The sequence below is a fragment of the Rhizobium sp. P43 genome (assembly GCF_056730705.1).
In genome coordinates, this window is sequence record NZ_CM161539.1 from 2,994,301 (window position 1) to 3,013,630 (window position 19,330).

At 60.5% G+C, this 19,330-nt stretch carries 18 protein-coding genes; 8 read left to right on the forward strand and 10 right to left on the reverse strand.

All coding sequences use genetic code 11. The features are described from left to right. Positions 1-1,557, reverse strand: a complete 1,557-nt coding sequence (locus AC1PUL_RS15015; protein WP_480464948.1) for an AMP-binding protein — start codon at positions 1,555-1,557, stop codon at positions 1-3. Positions 1,558-1,721: 164 nt separating this feature from the next. Here AC1PUL_RS15015 and AC1PUL_RS15020 point away from each other — a divergent pair, with 164 nt between their 5' ends. Continuing rightward, complete coding sequence (locus AC1PUL_RS15020; protein ID WP_480468592.1) at positions 1,722-2,234, forward strand: MarR family winged helix-turn-helix transcriptional regulator; 513 nt, start codon at positions 1,722-1,724, stop codon at positions 2,232-2,234. A 62-nt stretch (positions 2,235-2,296) separates the two neighbouring features. Here the strand turns inward: AC1PUL_RS15020 and AC1PUL_RS15025 are convergent, their stop codons facing one another. Both AC1PUL_RS15025 and pobA read right to left on the reverse strand, forming a co-directional pair. Then, entirely contained in the window at positions 2,297-3,742 is a 1,446-nt protein-coding gene (locus AC1PUL_RS15025; RefSeq protein WP_480468593.1) for an aldehyde dehydrogenase, read from the reverse strand. A 190-nt stretch (positions 3,743-3,932) separates the two neighbouring features. After that, positions 3,933-5,105: a 4-hydroxybenzoate 3-monooxygenase gene (gene pobA, locus AC1PUL_RS15030; RefSeq protein ID WP_480464949.1), complete on the reverse strand. Its 1,173-nt coding sequence runs from the start codon at positions 5,103-5,105 to the stop codon at positions 3,933-3,935. Positions 5,106-5,228: 123 nt separating this feature from the next. Here pobA and AC1PUL_RS15035 point away from each other — a divergent pair, with 123 nt between their 5' ends. Next, on the forward strand, positions 5,229-6,131 hold the full coding sequence (locus tag AC1PUL_RS15035; protein WP_480468594.1) for a helix-turn-helix domain-containing protein: 903 nt from the start codon (positions 5,229-5,231) through the stop codon (positions 6,129-6,131). Positions 6,132-6,408: 277 nt separating this feature from the next. On the opposite strand, the gene AC1PUL_RS15040 is transcribed toward AC1PUL_RS15035, so the two are convergent. After that, a complete protein-coding gene (locus AC1PUL_RS15040; RefSeq protein ID WP_480464950.1) occupies positions 6,409-8,010 on the reverse strand; it encodes an alkaline phosphatase family protein in 1,602 nt (533 codons plus the stop codon). Positions 8,011-8,144: 134 nt separating this feature from the next. Between AC1PUL_RS15040 and AC1PUL_RS15045 the strand changes: the two genes are divergently transcribed. Then, complete coding sequence (locus AC1PUL_RS15045) at positions 8,145-9,065, forward strand: lysylphosphatidylglycerol synthase transmembrane domain-containing protein (RefSeq protein ID WP_480464951.1); 921 nt, start codon at positions 8,145-8,147, stop codon at positions 9,063-9,065. 8 nt (positions 9,066-9,073) lie between these two features. On the opposite strand, the gene AC1PUL_RS15050 is transcribed toward AC1PUL_RS15045, so the two are convergent. From AC1PUL_RS15050 to ribA, 3 genes are read right to left on the reverse strand one after another with little or no spacing between them, the layout of a single operon-like run. Further along, the gene (locus tag AC1PUL_RS15050) at positions 9,074-9,832 is read right to left on the reverse strand and encodes an FkbM family methyltransferase (protein ID WP_480464952.1); all 759 of its coding nucleotides are present in this window, start codon (positions 9,830-9,832) and stop codon (positions 9,074-9,076) included. After that, positions 9,829-10,641 carry a CDP-alcohol phosphatidyltransferase family protein gene (locus AC1PUL_RS15055; protein WP_480464953.1) on the reverse strand — a complete coding sequence of 271 codons (813 nt, stop codon included), beginning with the start codon at positions 10,639-10,641 and terminating at the stop codon, positions 9,829-9,831. Before AC1PUL_RS15055 ends, AC1PUL_RS15050 begins: the two co-directional genes overlap by 4 nt. A gap of 29 nt (positions 10,642-10,670) precedes the next feature. After that, positions 10,671-11,777: a GTP cyclohydrolase II RibA gene (gene ribA, locus AC1PUL_RS15060; RefSeq protein ID WP_480464954.1), complete on the reverse strand. Its 1,107-nt coding sequence runs from the start codon at positions 11,775-11,777 to the stop codon at positions 10,671-10,673. A 171-nt stretch (positions 11,778-11,948) separates the two neighbouring features. Here ribA and AC1PUL_RS15065 point away from each other — a divergent pair, with 171 nt between their 5' ends. From AC1PUL_RS15065 to AC1PUL_RS15080, 4 genes are read left to right on the forward strand one after another with little or no spacing between them, the layout of a single operon-like run. Beyond that, positions 11,949-12,938, forward strand: a complete 990-nt coding sequence (locus tag AC1PUL_RS15065; RefSeq protein WP_480464955.1) for a zinc-dependent alcohol dehydrogenase — start codon at positions 11,949-11,951, stop codon at positions 12,936-12,938. 13 nt (positions 12,939-12,951) lie between these two features. Then, complete coding sequence (locus tag AC1PUL_RS15070; protein WP_480464956.1) at positions 12,952-13,350, forward strand: 6-pyruvoyl trahydropterin synthase family protein; 399 nt, start codon at positions 12,952-12,954, stop codon at positions 13,348-13,350. Further along, entirely contained in the window at positions 13,347-14,390 is a 1,044-nt protein-coding gene (locus AC1PUL_RS15075) for a glycosyltransferase family 4 protein (protein ID WP_480464957.1), read from the forward strand. The genes AC1PUL_RS15070 and AC1PUL_RS15075 overlap by 4 nt, the downstream gene beginning before the upstream one ends. After that, the gene (locus tag AC1PUL_RS15080; protein WP_480464958.1) at positions 14,387-15,184 is read left to right on the forward strand and encodes a class I SAM-dependent methyltransferase; all 798 of its coding nucleotides are present in this window, start codon (positions 14,387-14,389) and stop codon (positions 15,182-15,184) included. The genes AC1PUL_RS15075 and AC1PUL_RS15080 overlap by 4 nt, the downstream gene beginning before the upstream one ends. On the opposite strand, the gene AC1PUL_RS15085 is transcribed toward AC1PUL_RS15080, so the two are convergent. The 3 genes from AC1PUL_RS15085 to AC1PUL_RS15095 form a co-directional block, all read right to left on the reverse strand. Next, positions 15,137-15,946, reverse strand: a complete 810-nt coding sequence (locus AC1PUL_RS15085) for a RibD family protein (protein WP_480464959.1) — start codon at positions 15,944-15,946, stop codon at positions 15,137-15,139. The two genes, AC1PUL_RS15080 and AC1PUL_RS15085, sit on opposite strands and share 48 nt — an antisense overlap. Positions 15,947-15,964: 18 nt before the next feature. Further along, complete coding sequence (locus AC1PUL_RS15090; RefSeq protein WP_480464960.1) at positions 15,965-16,501, reverse strand: cytochrome b; 537 nt, start codon at positions 16,499-16,501, stop codon at positions 15,965-15,967. Positions 16,502-16,644: 143 nt separating this feature from the next. Next, positions 16,645-17,514: a type 1 periplasmic-binding domain-containing protein gene (locus tag AC1PUL_RS15095; RefSeq protein WP_480464961.1), complete on the reverse strand. Its 870-nt coding sequence runs from the start codon at positions 17,512-17,514 to the stop codon at positions 16,645-16,647. 635 nt (positions 17,515-18,149) lie between these two features. On the opposite strand from AC1PUL_RS15095, the gene AC1PUL_RS15100 reads away from it, so the two are divergent. After that, positions 18,150-19,112 (forward strand): transglutaminase-like cysteine peptidase, encoded by a 963-nt coding sequence (locus tag AC1PUL_RS15100; protein ID WP_480464962.1) that lies wholly within the window; start codon positions 18,150-18,152, stop codon positions 19,110-19,112. Positions 19,113-19,330: the final 218 nt, after the last annotated feature.

Here is a 19,330-nt window from a genome sequence, read left to right on the forward strand (position 1 = left end):
TCAGTGCGATGCATGGGTCTGGCGCAGAATGTGTTTCTGCGCCTTGCCGGATGCCGTTCGCGGAATCTGGTCGAGGAAGACGATTCGGGCGGGCCGCTTGTAGGATGCAAGGCGTTCGGCACAATGGGCGATAATTTCATCTGCCGACGGGGCCTCCGCATGCGCCACGATAAAGGCAACGCCGCATTCCCCCCATTTCGGATCGGGAAGTCCGAGCACTGCGACGTCCCGAACCTTGGGATGAGCACCAATGACCGCCTCTATCTCGGCCGGGAACACGTTCTCACCACCGGAAATATACATGTCTTTCAGGCGATCCGGAACGTGAATCACACCGCCTTCCGCCCGACGCCCGAGGTCTCCGGTGCGATACCACTCCCCGACAAAAGCGCGTGCGGTCTCGGCAGGCTTTTTCCAGTAACCCGGGGTCACGGACGGTCCCTTGACCCAGATTTCGCCGACCTCACCATCTGGCACGTCCTGACCGTCTTCACCAACGAGCCGGACTGCGAGAAGCGGTGCAGGAAAGCCGACGCTGCCGGGATGGCGCGCAACCGCATCACGATCCAAAGGCATGTGGATCGAAGTGCCGGCCTCGCTCATGCCATAGCCGTTGACGAGGGGAATGCCGTCGTCAAGGAAGGTCTGGATCAAGGCCGGAGACAGCGGCGCTCCGCCGATGAAGATCGCCTGCAGTGCCTTGAGCGCCGTAGGATCCCAGGAGGGCGACTGTCTTAGGGCTGCGGCCATCTGCGGAACGGCAAAATAGTGCGTGATGCTGAGCGCGGGATCGCCGAGCACGGAGAGCGTCCGATCCGGGAGAAACCGGTCGGAGATGATCAGGCGCCCGCCCATCATCAAGGTGGTACGAGCGATGGCGACCAGACCGATCGTATGAAAGAAGGGAAGATCACAAAGGGCTACCGAGCGGCCCGTGACCTCGCCGACGAGCGAGAAGTTGATCGCAGATGCAAAGGCGTTTCGGCGGGTGATGACGACACCCTTGGGGCTGCCCGTGGTGCCCGAGGTGTAGAGCATGATGCACGGTGCACTATCATCAAGCGCGACCGGCTCTGCCTCTGTCGCCGTAGCGACCATCTCTGCCCAACCATTTTCGCCTTCAACAGCGATCGTCCTCGGCAGCGCCTCGCCCATATCGGCAACGACAGCTGCGAACTCTGCATCGTGCAACAGCAAAGACGGTTCGCAATCGGCCAGGATCTGGACGAGTTCGGCAGCGCCGAGGCGCCAGTTGAGCGGGACAAAGACCAGACCCGCCCGCTGACAGGCCAGGCAGAGAACCAGTTGCTCGATGGAATTGCGTCCTAGAAAAGCGATCCGCTGCGCCTCAAGCCGATTGCCGACGATTTCGCGAAGCCGATAGGCAGCGCGCCCGACCGCGGCATTGAGCGATGCATAAGTCTCGCTGCGTCCTGTCACGACCTCGTAGACCGCCTGCCGTTCGGGCGCGACCAGAGCGCGATAGATGACGGGATCATCCGTCTCCAATCCAACGGCTCCCTTGTCTGCCAAAGCCGGCCGGAATTCAGGCTGCATTCTGATCCTCCCTATCGCCACCCTGACAGGGCCTCCATGGCGAATTGTATGTTACACATACTAATTGTCCGGAAGGTGTTTGACAAGCGGTAATTTGACTGTTGCAGTCGAAGTGATCATGAATGATTCCACACCGTTGGTGCCGCATGAATGGAAGAGGAGCCATGACCTTACATAATGACCTGAAGCCGGCAAATGACGACGAGGTCTTCGAAGTTGGCTCCCCCTTGCGCACGGGCCGCCTCAACGACATTCTCGGCTTCCACCTGAGGATGGCAAATGTCGCCATCTACCAGGATTATACGGCGGCGATGGGAGACATCGGGCTGACGCAAAAGCAGTTCGCCGTCTTGGAACTGATCGCCGCCAATCCGAGGGTAAGCCAGATCGATATCGCCAACCAGCTTAGCATGGACAGGGCGACGATGATGGCGCTTGTGAACCGCCTGGAAAGCCGTGACCTTCTGGAGCGGCAACCTTCCCCGGTTGATCGGCGACGTCAAGAACTGCTGCTGACCGAGGCCGGCGCGGAAATCCTGAAGCAGGCGCGGAGCATTCAAGAGCAGCACGAGCTGCGCTTTACCTCCCGCTTCTCCCCGCAAGAGCTTGAGGATTTCATCCGCGGGCTGAAACGCATTTATGCGGACATCGTCCCCGGGGGCACGCAGATCGACTGATCCGCAAGGGCACATCCGAAAGCAAAACGGCCGCCCTAAAGGCGGCCGTCGCATTTCTGGGTTCAGAAAGGATAATGCTGGTTCGGATCCTCGATCGTGATCCAGCGCAGCTCGGTGAACTCGGAGATTGCCGCCTTTCCACCGAAGCGGCCGTAACCGCTGCCCTTGACGCCGCCGAACGGCATCTGCGGCTCGTCGAAGACGGTGGGGCCGTTGATGTGGCAAATGCCGGATTCGATGCGTGCGGCGACCGCCAGGGCGCGGCGAATGTCGCGGCCGAAGACTGCGCCAGAAAGACCGTATTCGGTATCGTTGGCGACACGGATGGCTTCTTCCTCGCCGCTCACTCGGATGATCGGCTTAACCGGGCCGAAGCTCTCTTCCGTGTACATGCGCATGTCGGGGGTGACCTGATCGAGCAGGGTTGCTTCTACAACACTACCCTCGCGCTTGCCGCCGGCCACGAGCTTGGCGCCCTTGGAGACGGCATCCGCAATCAACTCATCCATCTTCTTGGCCGATTCCAGGCTGATCAGCGAGCCGAGAACCACGTGGCCCTTGGGGTCACCGGCCGGCAGCTTCGAAGCCTTGGCAGCAAGCTTGGCGACGAACTCGTCGGCGATCTTCTCGTCGACGATGATGCGCTCGGTCGACATGCAGATCTGACCCATATTGGCAAAGGCGCCGAAGGCGGCTGCATTGACGGCAGCGTCGATGTCGGCGTCGTCGAGAATGACCAACGGGGCCTTGCCGCCGAGCTCGAGGAGCGCCGGCTTCAGATGGCGGCCGCAAAGCTCGCCGATGATCTTGCCGACCTTGGTGGAGCCTGTGAAGTTGACCCGCTTGACCGCCGGATTGGTGATCAGGGCCTCAACGATCTTGCCAGCATCTTCCGGGGCGTTGGTGATGACGCTGATCGCGCCGGTCGGCAGACCTGCTTCAACCAGGCACTGGGCGATCAGGCGGTGCGTGGCGGGGCACTGTTCGGAGGCCTTCAGGATGACGGTGTTGCCGCAGGCGAGCGGCATGGCAACCGCACGGGTGCCGAGAATGATCGGCGCATTCCAGGGTGCGATACCGAGGCAGACACCAACGGCTTGGCGAACGCCCATCGATAGTGATCCCGGCTTGTTCGAGGGGATCACTTCACCCGAAATCTGTGTCGTCATCGCGGCTGCTTCACGCAGAATGCTGGCAGCAAACATCACATTAAATGCGCCCCAGTGGCCAGTCGCGCCCGTTTCCGCAATCACGAGCTCCGAAAACTCGGCAGTCTTCGACTCCATGATCTCAGCTGCCTTGAGAAGAATCTTGCGGCGCTCGCCGGGGCCCGTCTTCGACCAGGCCGGGAAGGCTGCGGCGGCGGAATCAACGGCTGCCTTCACATCTTCGAGACTGGCGGCCGAAGCCGTGGTGGCCACTTCCTGGGTGAAAGGATTGATGCGGTTGAAAGTCCGTCCGCCAGTGGCCGCCTTTTCGGCGCCATTGATCAGCAGGGATACGTGCATGTTCATGGGTTAGTCTCCTCCGTAATGTTCGCGTTCGACTTCAGATCCCGCGCGGTGCTCCGCCTGTTGCCCTGCTCCGGTCTCTGAGGATCCGTCGGCAGGCCGATCTGGTCATGGGATACGCCTCCGTCACCCCATATTTTGTAAGTCTAGCAAACAAATATTTTTTCACAAGACCCAACCTGTCGAGTCAGTAGGGCAAGCCGACATAGTTCTCGGCCATGGCAGTGGATGCGGCTCGGGAATGGGTGAGATAGTCGAGTTCCGCTTCCTGGATCTTCTGGCCGAAGTCTCCCGTGTCGGGGAAGCGATGCAACAGCGTGGTCATCGACCACGAGAAACGAACCGCCTTCCAGACACGCTTCAAGGCGCGCTCGGAATAGGCGTCCAGACCGGCGTTGGATTTCTCTTCGTAATGCTCCAGCAGTCCGGAGATGAGGTAGTGCACATCGGACGCCGCCAGATTGAGGCCCTTGGCACCTGTCGGCGGCACGATATGGGCTGCATCCCCGACCAGGAACAGCCTGCCGAAGCGCATCGGCTCGGCAACGAAGGAGCGCAGCGGCGCGATGGATTTTTCAAAGCTCGGGCCTGTGACCATTGCTTCGGCATGGTGGGCCGGCAGGCGGCGGCGGATCTCATCCCAGAACCGGTCGTCGGACCACATCTCGACCTTGTCATCCAGCGCGCACTGCACGTAGTAACGGCTTCTCGTCTCCGAGCGCATCGAGCACAGCGCAAAGCCTCGCGGATGGTTGGCGTAGATCAGTTCGTGATCAACCGGCGGAACGTCGGCGAGAATGCCGAGCCAACCAAAGGGATAGATCTTCTCGAAGGTCTTGATCGCGCCTTCCGGAACCGCCTTGCGGCTTGCGCCATGGAAGCCGTCACAACCGGCGATGAAGTCACAGTCGATCCGCTGGCTCACCCCATCCTTCTCGAAGGTGACAAAGGGATGCTCGCCTTCGAAACCGGAGGGCACGACATTGACCGCGTCATAGATCGTAATGCCGCCGTCGCGCTCGCGCCGCTCGATCAGATCGCGCGTCAGCTCCGTCTGACCATAGACCATCACTCGCTTGCCACCGGTAAGATCGAAGAGATCGATGCGATGTTCGCGGCCATCGAAGGCAAGCGCAAAACCATCATGTGGCAGCCCCTCGCGATGCAGGCGCTCTCCGACACCGGCGCGGTCCACAAGGCCAACCGTTCCTTCTTCGAGCACACCGGCGCGGACACGGGCGAGGATGTGGTCCTTGCCGACGCGATCGACGATGACGTTGTCGATACCGGCATTGGTGAGAAGTTGACCGAGCAGCAGGCCAGACGGGCCTGATCCGATGATGACGACTTTGGTCCGCATGTGTCCTCCCACGACTTAACCAACTTGTCTTTCGGCAAATTCTGCGGATCCGGATGCCCATCAACAATGGACGTTTCGCGTCTTTTGTTGCACAAATCGAACATGACGAAACGCAAACAAGAGATGCGGGCACCCATCCCGACCTATGAGCTCTATGGTGAGGATGATCCCGCAGGATCGCGCTTTTGGGTGCATTGCGAGACGATTCCGGCTCGAAGTGCGCTTCACCATTGGGAAATTGGCCTTCATCGGCACGAACGCTACTTCCAGATCCTGCTGGTGACCGGTGGATCCGGAGATGCGATTTTCGAAGGAGAAATTGCCCGATTCGAACCGACATCCATCGTCACTGTGCCGCCGGCCATCGGACATGGCTTCCGTTTTTCCCCGGAGATCGACGGCTATGTGTTTACATTTCTGGCAAGTCGCCTCCCCGTTCGACCGGGCGAGCCGAATGCGCTTGGGCAATTCCTGTCCAGGCCCAGCGTCACGCGCCTTGAGCCACAAGATCCGGACGGCCAGCTGATCCTCGCCCATCTCCTGCGGGTTGCCGCAGAGTGGCAGGGACGGTTGACCGGACGGACCGTTCTCATGGAGACGGGCCTCGCAGCAGCACTTGCCCTTGCGGCCCGGCTCGCCGCACAGGGCCGGACCGAGACCGAGGAGACGGATGACAACGACAGGCGGGTCGAAGCCTTTTCTTCCCTTCTTCATCGCGAGGTGCGCAACCATCGGCCGGCTTCGTTCTATGCCGACGCGCTGGGCATTACGCCGACGCATCTGAACCGCGTTCTCAAGGCGAAAGCGGGCTTGGGCACCCAGGAACTCGTGGCTCGGCGCCTCGTCGAAGAAGCACAAAGAGAGCTCCTCTTTACGCCCGGGAGCATCAAGGAAGTTTCGTTCCGCCTCGGCTTTACCGACCCGGCCTATTTCTCCCGATTCTTCAGTCGCCAGACGGGAATGACCCCGGCCACGTGGCGTGCGCAGGAGCAGGCGCGGCTGGGATCGCGCGCGGAGCGCAACTAGAGCCATTCATTTTTAAATGGAAGCAGTTCTGCCGGAGCAGGTTTTCGTCAGGACAGCGACGATCGGCGCTGCACATACCCTGGGGTATGGGCGAGACGATCGCCGCTGATCCTGGCGGAAAGATGCCCGGCCCTTCGGGTTGGCTGGAACAGGCCGCCTGATCGCCCGGCTGGCTTGGCCGTATGCTGTGGATACGACGCGCGCCAGCCGGGCGACCATCCGGAACCGTTTCAGCCAACAGAACTGATTCCATTTAGAAATGAACGGCTCTAAGTGATCAGGGTTCGCTGAAAAGATCGATGAGAACCTGCCGCATTTCGTTCATCGGCCACTCGCGCGTCTGGCCCGCCGGGATCATGCCAGACAGGAAACCCTCGCGTTCAAATCGGGCGACAAGTTCCCGGTCAGACGACACAACATGGATCGGAACGGCGCGTGATGCATTCGGACCTGTGATGATCGCAGCAGGCTGGTGATCGCCGAGGATTACAAAGACGGTGTCCTCGCCAAAACGCGACATGTAGCTGCCAAGCGTTTGCAGAGAATAGTCGATTGTCTGGATGTACTGACTGCGCACACGTTCCGGGTCCGCCCAGACAACGGAAGGTGGATCACCGCTTTCCGCCTGCTCGTTGAAGATTGTACCATCCCCGACCGCATCCCAGTCGATGAGCCGTGCGACCGGCGTCCAGGGGGCGTGGCTGGAAATGAGTGCGACCTCGGCCATCACCCTATCGCCTGAAGCCCTGGCAGGCTGACGGCCCAGGCGTTCAAAGGCTGATAGCGTGTATTGATCCGGCATGGTCACCCAGTTGAACGGCTTGCCGCGATAATCCAGATCCGCCGCCGCCAGCACCTGTCGATAGCCGTAATAGGCGCTTTCCGGCCAATCCATGGTGATTGCGGGCATGGCCGCAATGCTCTTCCATCCCGCCTCGGCAAAGAGGCGGTTGAGGCTCGGTTGATTGCTGATCATCAGCCGGTCGTAGCGCGCCTGGCTATCGACCCAGAGCCCAGACAGGAGAGTGCCGTGGGCGAGCCAGCTCAAGCCGCCGACTGTCGGAGATGTCACCCATGCACTTGCGGAGTGGAGGCCTGCCTCCGAAATCTCGGCTGTCACGCTTTTAAGACGCGGAAGTGTCGTGGAAGCATAGCGCAGGTCTTCAATGGCGGATCGACCGTAGGATTCGACGAAAATCAGGACAAAATCCTTGTCCTTCAGCTGCTGGAAGAGACCGGAGCCGCTGCGCGGGCCTTCACCCCTAGACAATGCAGTTTCAAAGACATGCATGTCCTCGACCGACCGGATGACCAGGGCAATTCTGTTGTTGAGATAGGCGGGCATCCTCGCCTCTACGCGGGGTGTCCCAGCGTAAACGGCGATGCCGCCGAAAACCGTGAGCCCTGCCATTCCGAGCACCAACCACGATCGAGCCGGACGCGTCATCTGCGATAGCCAGCGGGCTGCCGACAGGAAGAGGAGGAGCACGAGAAGCAGTCCGATCAGCGATGCGGCAACGCCAGCGAATGCCGCAAGCGTTCCGACGGTACCTGACATCAAGTTCCAGCCATCCGACAGCATCTTGACATCAAGATAGGGATTAAAGGGCCGCTGGAAGGCAGCCTGCGTGCCAATATCGGCAAGCTTCAGAGACAGGATGGCCAGCAGCAGCAAGCCGCAGACCATGGCCAGCGTTCTCCTGAAACCGCTGGGCACAACGAGCAACAGAAGCACCATCAATGGCCATTCAAGCGGCAGCCGGGCGAAGGCCGAAACGCTGATCGCATCGGGATGATCCGGCAGTGTGAAGGCGATCCATGCGATGACCGTGACGACCAGGACGCCGATTATGGGCCGAAGAATACCTGTCTGGCTCATGGCTGCTTGGCCCCTAGTCCATGATGAACATTTCCGTTGCGTGCAGATGCTTCTGGAGCCATGAAGGTCCGCGAAGCGATTTCCTGCGTAACCGTCAACGACGATTGCTTCATCCTCGATGAGAGTTCCAAAACTTGCCCATCCTGCGTTTCCTTGCGCCTGCCGCGCTGATTGCTCTCCTGGCCTTTCTCGTTTCCAGAACGGATTTCAATGCGCTGGGCTCCGCGTTCTCGCAAGTCTCTGTCTTTCACGTCATTGCGGGTCTGATGCTCGTGCAGGTGCAGGTCGTCGTATCGGCGCTGCGCTGGCGCTTTACGACGATCAGGCTCGGTGAGCCGATCCCGGCTCCTTTGGCAGTGAGCGAGTATTATGTGGCCAGTTTCCTCAACCAAAGCCTGCCGGGCGGCGTGGCAGGAGATGCCATCAGGGCCTACCGAATGCGCAAGGCAGGAAATGGAGGCTGGAAGGGACCGGCCAAGGCGGTTGTTTTCGAGCGTCTCTCCGGGCAATTCGCCTTTTTTGTGCTTGCCATGACCGGCCTGTTTGCATGGCCGCTCGTTCTGGGCGGAGATGAGGCCGGGCGACAGGCATTGCTGCTGGTCCTGGGCTTCCTGCTTTTTGCAATCAGCCTGGGCCTCACTCTGGTGATCGCCAAGCGCAGGTTTTCGGCAATCAGAACAATCGGAGAAGATGTCGCCGAAGTCTTCATCCGTCGCGGAGCACTTGGAGCTCAGTGCGGTTTCAGCGTCCTGGCTGTCGGGAGCTATGTGGCGACTTTCTTTCTGGCGAGCCATGCTGTCGGCGCGCCGCTTCCATGGCTCGCGGGGCTCACCATCATCCCACTCTGCCTGATCGCGATGCTGATACCGGCCGGTTTCGGAGGTTGGGGTACGCGCGAAGCTGCCGCCATGGCGCTTTGGCCGCTGCTCGGCGCAACCCAGACCGAGGGACTGGCGGCGAGCCTGGTCTATGGTGGCCTCTCTCTCGCAGGCGCGCTGCCGGGGCTGGCCATCATCACGCTCGAAGCGATCCGTGGCAAACCTCGCCGCGCCTGAGCCAGTCATCATGGATTTTCGATCCGGGCGTAGACATCACCGGATTGCGCTTCCGGAGGCATTTGGGAGAGCTCAACCAGAAGCTCATCGGCTGATTTCCACCGGTCCCAGACAAAATGATGTTGCTCGCCAACGACGCGGTTGAAGCGGTAACCACCAAGTCCCATCAGCCGATCGATCGCATTGGACGCGACCGAGGGCATGGCGGGGATGTATTCGAAGGCAACCAGCGGGATGGGCTTGCTCAGGCCGTAGAGAATTTCCGCCTCCGCGCCCTCGACATCGATCTTGCAAAAGGCCGGCATGCCGTATTTCGAGATCAGATGGTCCAGCGTCACCATGGGCACCGTCACCTTGCGGTCCCAGACCACCTGCGAGAAGCCCTTGCTTTGCTTGACCGTCTCGACGAAGCGGCTCGAAATGCTGGTCACCGTCGGGTGACGGCTCGAGATCAGAAGGTCGATTTCACCCGCCGAGCGTCCAACGGCGACCCGTTCGAAACCTTTCAAACGATCCAGAAACCGGCTCTCGATGAAATCCGCAAAGGCCGGCTGCGGCTCGACGGCGACGACGTCGGCGCCGAGATCGAGCAGGGTGCGGCTTCGGCTGCCGACATGGGCGCCGATATCGAAGACCAGATCCCCCGGCTTGACGATCGAGGCATAGAACCGGCGCAGGGCAGTGCGGCGCCAGGGCTGGCCATAATAGACCACAAGCGACCGGGCGAGACCGAAGGACGTGGAGAGGCGCTCTGCAAAACCACTCATGGCGAGACCGGCTGGCGCAGGAGATACATGACGTCCACCGTGAAGGAGTAGACCAGTGCCAGAAGCGCCACGGCGGCGATCAGCGTCGAATAGGGCGGGGTGACAAAGGGAATGATGATCAGGCAGAGTGCTGAAATCTGCAAGACGCAAACCAGTTTGCGCCGGAAGGACGGAAACAGCTCGCCGTTGAGGCGCGGGAGCAGCCAGCAGGCCGCCACGAAGCCATAGCGCATCAGGCCGATCAGCAGAACCCACAGACCTGCCTTCTCCAGAAAGGCCGCAGCCAGAGACAGGACAAGGATCAGAAGGGCATCCACTTCCATATCGAAGCGGGCGCCGAGGGGCGATTCATGGCCGTAGGTGCGGGCGAGGTAGCCATCAACCCCGTCAAGCGCCAGCGCAATCAACACCACCCCGACGAGGGTCCATAGGGCAACGTCTGCGGCCCCAAGGCTATCGAACCATAGCACCGTCGCACCGGTCAGGCTGACCAGACAGGCGCGAAATGCCGTGACGAGATTGGCAGGGCCAAACTTACGATGCGGATGATCCGGGAGAGCGTAGACCACAAGGGCGAACATCAACGCGAGCGACAGGATGACGGAGGCGACGAAATCCCAACCGAGCGGCAGCCGGAAGGAGACCACAAGCGCCACCACCGAGGTGCCTACGAGGAGGCCTGACAGTCCCGACAGCGTGTCGGCCAACAGGCCGGGTCGCTGCCGCAGTCGGGACGACCAGTCGGCGGGCATATTTGACCAACGCCGACCGAAATCATCGCCGCCAAGCCGTTCAGGCTCGCTCGCCATCGCCTCTACCTCCCTGCCCGCTTTCGAGCTTACTCTGCAGCGACCAGCGTTTCCAGATCCAGCATATGGCCGGCACGCAGGGTCTTGGTGCGCAGATAGTTCTCGTTTTCCGCCGTAACGCGGCCTGTGACCGCCGCACGCGCCTCAACCTCAATGCCGCCAAGCTTGAGGCCTGCGATCTTCGTCGGATTGTTGGTGTAGACCGCAACCTTGGAGATCTCGAGATGGCGCAACATGGCCACGGCCGCCTCGTAGCGGCGGTGATCCTCGGCAAGACCCAGTTCCGCATCGGCATCGATCGTGTCGAGACCGAGGTGCTGATAGCCATATGCACGCATCTTGGCGCCGATGCCGGTGCCACGGCCTTCCTGGTCGAGATAGAGAAGCACCCCGCCGCCGGCCTGCTTCAGAAGCGTAAGACCATTGCGCAGCTGGTCACCGCAATCGCACTTCAGCGATCCGCAGAGGTCGCCGGTGATGCAGGACGAGTGAATGCGGATCGGAACGGTCTTCGTCACGTCGGGCTTGCCGACGACGATCGCGACCTGATCCTTCTGAGCCAATCCACCACGGAAGACGACGAAATCGGCATCTCCAAGATCCTTCAGCGGCACGCGGGTGCGCACCACCTTGTCGAAGCGCTGACGGGCGATGTCGGCGCCCTTGAGGCGGGTAGAGGCGATTTCGCAGCATGCGTCGAAGCGGTCGGCGATCGATGTCACATCCGCGAGCACCATGGCCGGAAGCAGGAGCGCCAGGCGCGCCAGTTCTGCCGACTGGGAGGCCAGCGCATCCGCCGGCTGCCAAATCGCAGGCTTTTCGGCGCCGAGTGCGTAAGCGAGACGCGACGCATCATCGAAGGAGACGCCTGCAAGAGGGGTAATCACGTCACGCTCGACACCAATGCCAAGCCGCCCGGCGCGCGGCGCGGTCAGCAGGAGGTTATGGCGGTTGTCGGTGGCCTCGGCGAATTGATCAAACAGCGACGGAGCGACACAGTCGAGCGCCAACACCGCGAGCTTTCGTTCTCCCTGCGTGACCACGACGGGGCGACCATAGCGCAGCTCGGCTACGGCGCGTTCAACTTCGATTGCGGCGGATGAGAACTGGAAAGCGGACTGGCTGGACTTTGTCATGAGGCGTACTCTCCCTATCAGTGGCAACCACTACGCCGGAGTTCCGGCTATGGTTTGCGGATCTGTCATAAAATTATTTTGATGACGTCCCGGGAACAAAATGCCTTCTTCCGCAATACGTTCCATTCGCATGCAAATTTAGGGTGGGGGTTACACAGTTTGAAGCTCGACATGGGTGAACAGACCGTATCTGCGGTAGAAACCAGTTCCGCGCTCTGGTTCGAGGCTCCAGAGATCTGCCGTATCCGTCAGGAAAGGCTTGCGTTTCCTGCGGAAGGCGAGGTTTTGGTCCGGACCCTCTTCAGCGGTATCAGCCGCGGGACCGAAGCGCTGATCTTCAAGGGTCAAGTGCCCGAAAGCGAATTCGAACGCATGCGCGGACCTCACATGGAAGGGTCCTTTCCCTTTCCGGTCAAATACGGCTATGCCGCCGTCGGCAAGATCGAAGCGGGTCCCTCCGGGCTCATCGGCCAGATGGTCTTCGCGCTTCATCCGCATCAGGATCGTTTCGTTCTGCCTGCCGATCAGGTGATCCCCCTGCCGGAAACCCTGCCCCCTCGTCGAGGCGTGCTCGCCGCCAACATGGAGACGGCGCTCAACATCACCTGGGATGCGGGCATTCAACCGGGCGATCGGGTCGCCGTCTTCGGCGCCGGCGTGGTTGGCGCGCTGGTTGCCTATCTCTCATCGCGCATCGTCGGTACCGAGACGGTGCTGATTGATCAGGACCCGACTCGCCAGAGCCTGGCCGCAGACCTCGGTATTCCATTTGCCGAACCTGGTTCTCTAGAGGGCGAATTCGACGTGCTTGTGAACGCGACCGCATCGGGGGCGGCGCTGGCAAAGGCGATCGACCATGCCGGGCTCGAAGCGCGCATCGTCGAGGCCAGCTGGTACGGCGACCGACAGGTCAGCGTGCCGCTGGGCGGTGCCTTTCACTCCCGGCGTCTGTCTCTCGTCAGCTCCCAGGTCGGCGGCATTCCATCCTCACGCCGGGCGCGCTGGAGCTATGGTCGGCGCATGGCAAAAGCGCTCGACCTGCTTCTGGACGTTCGCCTCGACCGCCTTATCTCCGGTGAGACGACATTTTCTGAACTGCCCGACGCTTACGCACGTATCCTGAGCACGCCCGGCACGCTCTGCCATCGCATCCGCTACTGACGAAAGAGATCTCATGTTTGCAGTTGAAGTTCGAGACCACATCATGATTGCCCATAGCCTGCCGCGCCCCGTGTTCGGACCGGCGCAGGGCATGCATGGAGCAACCTTCGTCGTGGATGCAGCCTTCTTCACCAAGGATGTCGACGAGGACGGGCTGGCCGTTGATATCGGTGCGGCAACGACGGTGCTTTCCGAGGTGCTGAAGCCGCTCAACTACCAGAACCTCGATGAACTCGATGTTTTCAAAGGTAAGGTGAGCACGACAGAGGTGATCGCCAAGCACATCTTCGACCAGCTGGCACAGGCAGTTTTCCACAAGCGTCTTGGCCCTGGCAGCCACCGGATCTGCCGCCTCAAGGTTACCCTGCACGAGTCGCATGCCGCGCGCGGCTGGTACGAGGCTGATCTTTGAGCCGTTCGCTGGTTTTCGCCTATCCTGGCGATCTTTCGCTGAAGACCGGCGGCTATGGCTACGATCGCAAGGTCATCGACGGCCTTCGGTTGCTCGGATGGCAGGTTAAGCTTTTGCCGTTGGGTGATGGCTTTCCTGCTCCTACGACGGCAACACTGCAGCGTGCAAACGAGGTCCTTTCCGCACTGCCGGATCAGACGCTCGTGTTGATCGACGGACTGGCCTTCGGGGTGCTCGATGCCTGGGTCGGTGCGAATGCCGACCGGCTGCGGATCGTGGCCCTTGTCCACCATCCGCTCGCGCTCGAGACGGGGCTCTCCGCAGACGAGCAGGAGCGGTTGCGCAAAAGCGAGCGGCTGGCGCTCGAAGGAGCACGTCATGTGCTCGTAACATCGCCAATGACAGCCCGCGAGCTGGCCCAGAATTATGCGGTCTCGTCTTCGGCCATCACCGTGGCTTTGCCGGGCACCGAAAGGTCGCGCCATGCTCGCAACACCGGCGAAATCCCGCGCATCCTTTCCGTCGGAACTCTGTCGCGCCGGAAGGGTCATGATGTGCTGCTGGCAGCGCTCAAATCTGTCGAAGACCTTGAGTGGCATGCCGTCATCATCGGGAGCAAGACGCTCGATCCATCGACCGCTGCAGCGCTTGCCGATCAGGTCGAGGCGCTGGAGCTGACGGGGCGTGTCGACTTGCTGGGCGAGGTGGACGACCCAAGAGACTTTTACACCTCATCCGACATCTTCGCGCTTGCAAGCCGCTATGAAGGTTATGGCATGGTGTTTGCGGAGGCGCTTTCCTTCGGCCTGCCGATCGTCGCCTGCCACGCCGGAGCCGTTCCCGACGTGGTGCCGGACGACGCAGGGATGCTGGTAACGGTCGATGACAGAAAAGCCTTTGCAGATGCCCTGCGCCGGCTTCTGACCGACGCCGGCGAACGTCAGGCCCGGGCTGAGGCCGCACGGCGCGCGGGCGAGGCGCTGCCGGAGTGGTCCGACACGGCCAAGATCATTTCCAACGCACTGGATCGTATTGCATGAGTGGCTTCGACAAGGATTGGCTGGCGCTTCGCGAACCGGTCGACATGCGCGCACGGGCCATGCCGCTCGTGCAGCAGCTGGCTGGCAACCTGGATAAGAGCGACCGCCGTGTCGTCCTCGATATCGGCTGCGGGACAGGCTCCACCTTTCGCAGTCTGTCGAACCATCTGCCTGCCGGCGTGCGCTGGCACCTGCTGGATTATGACCCGCTGCTTCTCGCAGAGGCCGAGCGACGGATTGGCAAGGTTGCTGATGTCACATTCCGGCAGTTCGATCTGAACGCGATCGAGAGCCTCGATCTCTCGGAGGTCGACGTGGTCACGGCGTCTGCGCTTTTCGATCTCTGCTCGGCGGCCTTCTGCGACAGGTTCACCCATAGCCTGTCGGCAAGCAGCACAGGTCTCTACGCGGCACTCAATTATGACGGTGTGATGGAATGGTCGATCGTCCATCCGCTCGATCAGCAGGTTGCCGCCGATTTCAATCGTCACCAGCATTACGACAAGGGGTTCGGACCAGCGCTCGGCCCCGATGCCACAGAACATCTGCGCCAGCGCTTTGCGTCAGCCGGCTATGATATCGCGATTGCCAGCAGTCCCTGGATCATGGGGCCCGAGGATGGCGATCTTCAGGTGGCATTCCTGGAGGGGCTTCGGCGGCCGCTTTCAGACATTGGCTCGCTGACCGAGCGTGAGATCCAGGCCTGGTTGGAGTTTCGGCTGGACAAGATCCGCGAGAGCGGCAGCTCATGCGTGGTCGGCCACACGGACATTCTCGCCCTGCCCCGCTTCTGAAGCGATCTTGTTGCGCAGATCGCAGTCGAAAACGATATCGCTGCCAAGGGTATAGACGCGGGCTGCCGGCCTGTGGGCGCTCGAAAGCCGTTCGATCGGCGGTAGGGTGATGCCGGTCGGTCCGGAGCCGATGATCAGCGGAGCAATCGAAACGTGAAGCCTGTCGACGAGATCAGCTTCGATGAAACGCGCAATCGTCCTGGCACCACCTTCGACCAGTATGCGATGAAGGCCGCGCGATGCCAGCGCGTCGAGGACTTCCTGCGGGTCTAGGCCGCTCGTGTTGTGACGGACCCTGACAACATCGGCATCGTAGGGCTTTTCCGGCGCGTCATGCCCCTGCACCAGAATGACCGGCGCACCACCGTCCCGGAAAAGCCGCTCCTCGCCCGTCAGTTCGGCGCGACAGTCGATGACCACACGAACAGGGTTCGGTCCCTTGACGGCACGCACAGAGAGCCTCGGATCATCGCATTTGACGGTTCCGACCCCCACGATGACAGCTTCCACCAAGGCACGGCAGCGATGGAGATGGGCGATACCCTCCGGGCCGGAGATGTCGCGTGCATCACCTGAGGGCGTTGCGACGCGACCGTCGAGGGATTGCCCCACCTGGGCAAGGACGAACTGGCGATCGGTCGATGCGATCGGAGCGTAAAGCGCCATCACGGGGTCAGCGTCATCCAGGACGACGGGGCTCTTATTGCCACGCATGGCAAGGAGGCGAGCCCACAGCTGATCCGTCATTTCGATGTTACGCATTCTATCAAGCCCTGAAGATTACAAAATTCGGTAGAGCGTGCGGTCACGGCGGATCACGTGGTGAAAGATGACCGCCGCGAAATGCAACGCAAAGAGACCCAAAAGGATCCATGCGCTCCAGGTGTGAATTGCCGAAAGCGTAAACGCGATATCCGGCGACTTGCCGATCGGGCTCCAGACCGTGAAGAGACCAAACAATTTGAGCGGAAAGCCATGCGCGTTCGTGGCGAGGAAGCCGGACACAGGCATGATGATCAGGAAGAGATAGAGAAGGCCATGCACGGCATGGGCCACAGTCTTTTCGAGCGGGGGCGCCTCGACCAAGGGCGCGCGACTTGTAAGTCTGGCACCGATACGCAGCAGCATCAGCCATAGCACCAGGAAGCCCAGGCTTTCATGGATCAGATAGAAGTCCAGCTTCACGTCATCCTTGACGAAGCCGATCATCTGACCGAGCGGCCATGTCATCAGAACAAGGATTGCAATCAGCCAGTGAAGAATGCGCAGCGAGCCCGCATAGCGCTCGCCTTCGCCCGTCGATTTTACACCGTTCATCCGATCACGCTCCGATCCCAGACCGTTTGTGCCCACGACCTCCTCGTCTGCAGCACATCAGTCACCCGTCACATAGGATGTGTCGGTTTGACGACAATGTAAACGAAGGATGACGGCCTGCAGATCAGGTCACACTGTGGTGATCAGAGAGTTGGGGGCGCCTTCTGGAAAAAGACGTAGGAGCCTTTGGCAACCTTGAAGATATCGCAGTTGCGGCGGATCTTGCGTTCACCTTCCAGGCGGAAGACACCAAGCGAGCCGGAGAAGCCATCCGGGGACATGATCCGCTCCGGAGCGAAGGCGACCTCACCATAGCGACCGGCAAGCCCAATCGCCATCGCCATGGCATCAAATCCATAGCCCGCATGGGCGGAAGCTGGCATGCCGTAGCTCGACATGTAACGGCTCCCGATGCGCGCCTGGACGTTCTGGTCGTAACGACAGACAATACTGCCCGTCAGCTTCGCCTCGTTCAGGTCCTGTGGTGTCAGGACGGCACTTGCGACAACCTTGCGCCCCGGGCGTGGGGGCTTGGCGGCGTCGGTCTTTCTCAACAGTTCGCCGGGCGCCTTGATGCCGGGCATCAAGACAACCATGTCCGCCTTGCTCCAGGATGTCAGACCGCGCGCTGGCACCGCGCCGCCCGCAACCTCGATGATCGGCTCAACCTTGCCACCAAAGGCCTTGATCTGCTGCGCAATACGCTCCGCCTGCGGTTTCTCGGCTGCAGAGGACGCGAGTATCACCGCATGGGTCGCCCCCTCGGCCATAGCGAAGGATGCACCCTCTATGAGGCTATCAGCTGGGCTGGATACAAAAGGATAGACGGACTCGGGAAGAGCGGCTTCGTTGGTCTGGAATGCGATCATCGGCACTTGCAAGCCACCCAGACCACGCTGGATAGCCTCAAACTCCGGTCCGCGAGCCGTGGTAATGATGAGAGAGACCTGCTCGCGCGCCAATGTCTTGGCGGCAGCCTCAATCGCCTCCGGCTTTTCCGTGGTCTCTAGCATTGTCAGTTTCACGACATCCGAGCCCAGCGTGTTGACAGCCAAGGCAGCGCCATCACGGAATTCAGTGTCGGCCTGCCGGCTTGGTTGGTCCGCCCGACGTACACCGAGATAGGCAACCTTAACCGCACCAGAGCCCAGGGTCTGATTGTAGAGCCCCGCGTCGCTCACAGGACCAGTGGAGACGGCGGTTCCTGCAGCCTCGCCCGCAGGTTTGAAGTCATCTGTTTGGCAGGAAGCCAAGGCGGCCAGCAAAAGAGTGAAAGCGCCCGCACGCCATGAGCTTCGGGTGATGTGTTTAATTCCGACCATGGTGCCGTTCTAGTCTCGCTCGGATCCTGCGGCGAACCGTAAGCATTGGCACACCTCGAAGCAAGGGGAAGAGTGTTCCATATCTGGGCGGATTGCGATCATGGTAACTATGGCTGCCATTCGTCCGTCAACGCGGGGGCCCTGGCATGCCCGCATGGATCCCTTGTTTTCAGGAATGCCGCGCGCCCAAGGTTAATGAACCGTGATCATCATCCATCGCATTTAAATATAATATATATTCGCAGATTTAAAGTATAGAATCTATATATCGGAACCGATAATTCAAACACTTACTCTATTCTCCACGCAACAATCGGAGAATAGCGATGTACAAGAAGAACAAAAACATTATCGCAATCTCGGCACTCGCAGCAACCATGCTGATCTCATCGGGTGCCAAGGCAAGTCCATTGCTGCCGCGGACCCTGTCTTCCTACTCACCCGTCGCGCAGACGCTCGTGCTTGGCATGGGCCCCGTCATGGCCTCACTTGGCCAGAATTTCATCGATAACTTCGAGAAACAGTGGCAGCAGGCAAGGCTTATCTTCCCGGCGCCGGCACAAACGACCAGCGTGGCTTTGGTTCCAACCGCCAAGGACCTTTCAACCGGTGCCGTGAACAGGCCGCAGAAGAACCTTGCACCAAATGCAGGAAAGACGCAGTCGGAAGATGTCTTCGGCTCGGTCGCCATTCCATTCAAGAAGCTCGGGGCGCTGAAGAAGGCCGCACCGACTTTTGCGGAAATCGCCAAGGGCACGGCACTGACATGCGGGGGCGCGAGCTGCTTCGATACGGATGCTGTTGTGCAGCGGACTGCCGTCGGGGGCGGCATGTCCTCGGTTCGTGATAAGTTGAATTTCGTGAACCACGAGGTGAACCGCCGCATCAAGTACCGCAAGGACACCGAGAGCCACGGCAAGCTTGATCAGTGGTCATCTCCCTCCCAGACTCTGGCTTCCGGCTATGGCGACTGCGAGGATTACGCCCTGCTGAAGATGGCGGTTCTTGAGTCTCAGGGCTTCTCTCTTCAGGATATGACCCTCGTCATCCTTTACGACAAGAAGCGGCATTTCTATCACGCAGTGCTTTCAGTCGAAGTCCAGGGAACGCATTATATCCTCGACAACATGCGCGATCAGGTGCTCGCTGACAGCCGCCTCCCCGATTATCAGCCTCTGTTTTCGATTTCGAACGGACGTGGCTTCCTTCATGGCACCCGAACAAAGGGCAAGGCCATGGCGATGAAGAGCTTCGACAGCATCGCCCCCGGTGAAGGCGGAGAGCTCTGAGCTCAAGCATTTCAGGTCGAGACGTGATCGCGTTGACGACGGATACTGTGAAAACAAAAGCTTGGAACGTTTCCGGCGGCCCCATGGTCACCGGAAATGTTTGCGTATTCAATGAAACCGGATCACGGTAGGCGCTCTGTTTCGTTGTTCGGACCGCACCCCGGAGTGGCTATTCCCGACGCATCGTTGCTGGAGTTGCACACTGTTGCGTCTCTCCG

Bases quoted from the DNA above. Each gene is read 5' to 3' on its own strand.
- AC1PUL_RS15015 (WP_480464948.1), bottom strand. From the start codon at position 1,557: ATGCAGCCTGAATTCCGGCCGGCTTTGGCAGACAAGGGAGCCGTTGGA.
- AC1PUL_RS15020 (WP_480468592.1), top strand. From the start codon at position 1,722: ATGACCTTACATAATGACCTGAAGCCGGCAAATGACGACGAGGTCTTC.
- AC1PUL_RS15025 (WP_480468593.1), bottom strand. From the start codon at position 3,742: ATGCACGTATCCCTGCTGATCAATGGCGCCGAAAAGGCGGCCACTGGC.
- pobA (WP_480464949.1), bottom strand. From the start codon at position 5,105: ATGCGGACCAAAGTCGTCATCATCGGATCAGGCCCGTCTGGCCTGCTG.
- AC1PUL_RS15035 (WP_480468594.1), top strand. From the start codon at position 5,229: ATGCGGGCACCCATCCCGACCTATGAGCTCTATGGTGAGGATGATCCC.
- AC1PUL_RS15040 (WP_480464950.1), bottom strand. From the start codon at position 8,010: ATGAGCCAGACAGGTATTCTTCGGCCCATAATCGGCGTCCTGGTCGTC.
- AC1PUL_RS15050 (WP_480464952.1), bottom strand. From the start codon at position 9,832: ATGAGTGGTTTTGCAGAGCGCCTCTCCACGTCCTTCGGTCTCGCCCGG.
- AC1PUL_RS15055 (WP_480464953.1), bottom strand. From the start codon at position 10,641: ATGGCGAGCGAGCCTGAACGGCTTGGCGGCGATGATTTCGGTCGGCGT.
- ribA (WP_480464954.1), bottom strand. From the start codon at position 11,777: ATGACAAAGTCCAGCCAGTCCGCTTTCCAGTTCTCATCCGCCGCAATC.
- AC1PUL_RS15065 (WP_480464955.1), top strand. From the start codon at position 11,949: ATGGGTGAACAGACCGTATCTGCGGTAGAAACCAGTTCCGCGCTCTGG.
- AC1PUL_RS15070 (WP_480464956.1), top strand. From the start codon at position 12,952: ATGTTTGCAGTTGAAGTTCGAGACCACATCATGATTGCCCATAGCCTG.
- AC1PUL_RS15080 (WP_480464958.1), top strand. From the start codon at position 14,387: ATGAGTGGCTTCGACAAGGATTGGCTGGCGCTTCGCGAACCGGTCGAC.
- AC1PUL_RS15085 (WP_480464959.1), bottom strand. From the start codon at position 15,946: ATGCGTAACATCGAAATGACGGATCAGCTGTGGGCTCGCCTCCTTGCC.
- AC1PUL_RS15090 (WP_480464960.1), bottom strand. From the start codon at position 16,501: ATGAACGGTGTAAAATCGACGGGCGAAGGCGAGCGCTATGCGGGCTCG.
- AC1PUL_RS15095 (WP_480464961.1), bottom strand. From the start codon at position 17,514: ATGCTAGAGACCACGGAAAAGCCGGAGGCGATTGAGGCTGCCGCCAAG.
- AC1PUL_RS15100 (WP_480464962.1), top strand. From the start codon at position 18,150: ATGTACAAGAAGAACAAAAACATTATCGCAATCTCGGCACTCGCAGCA.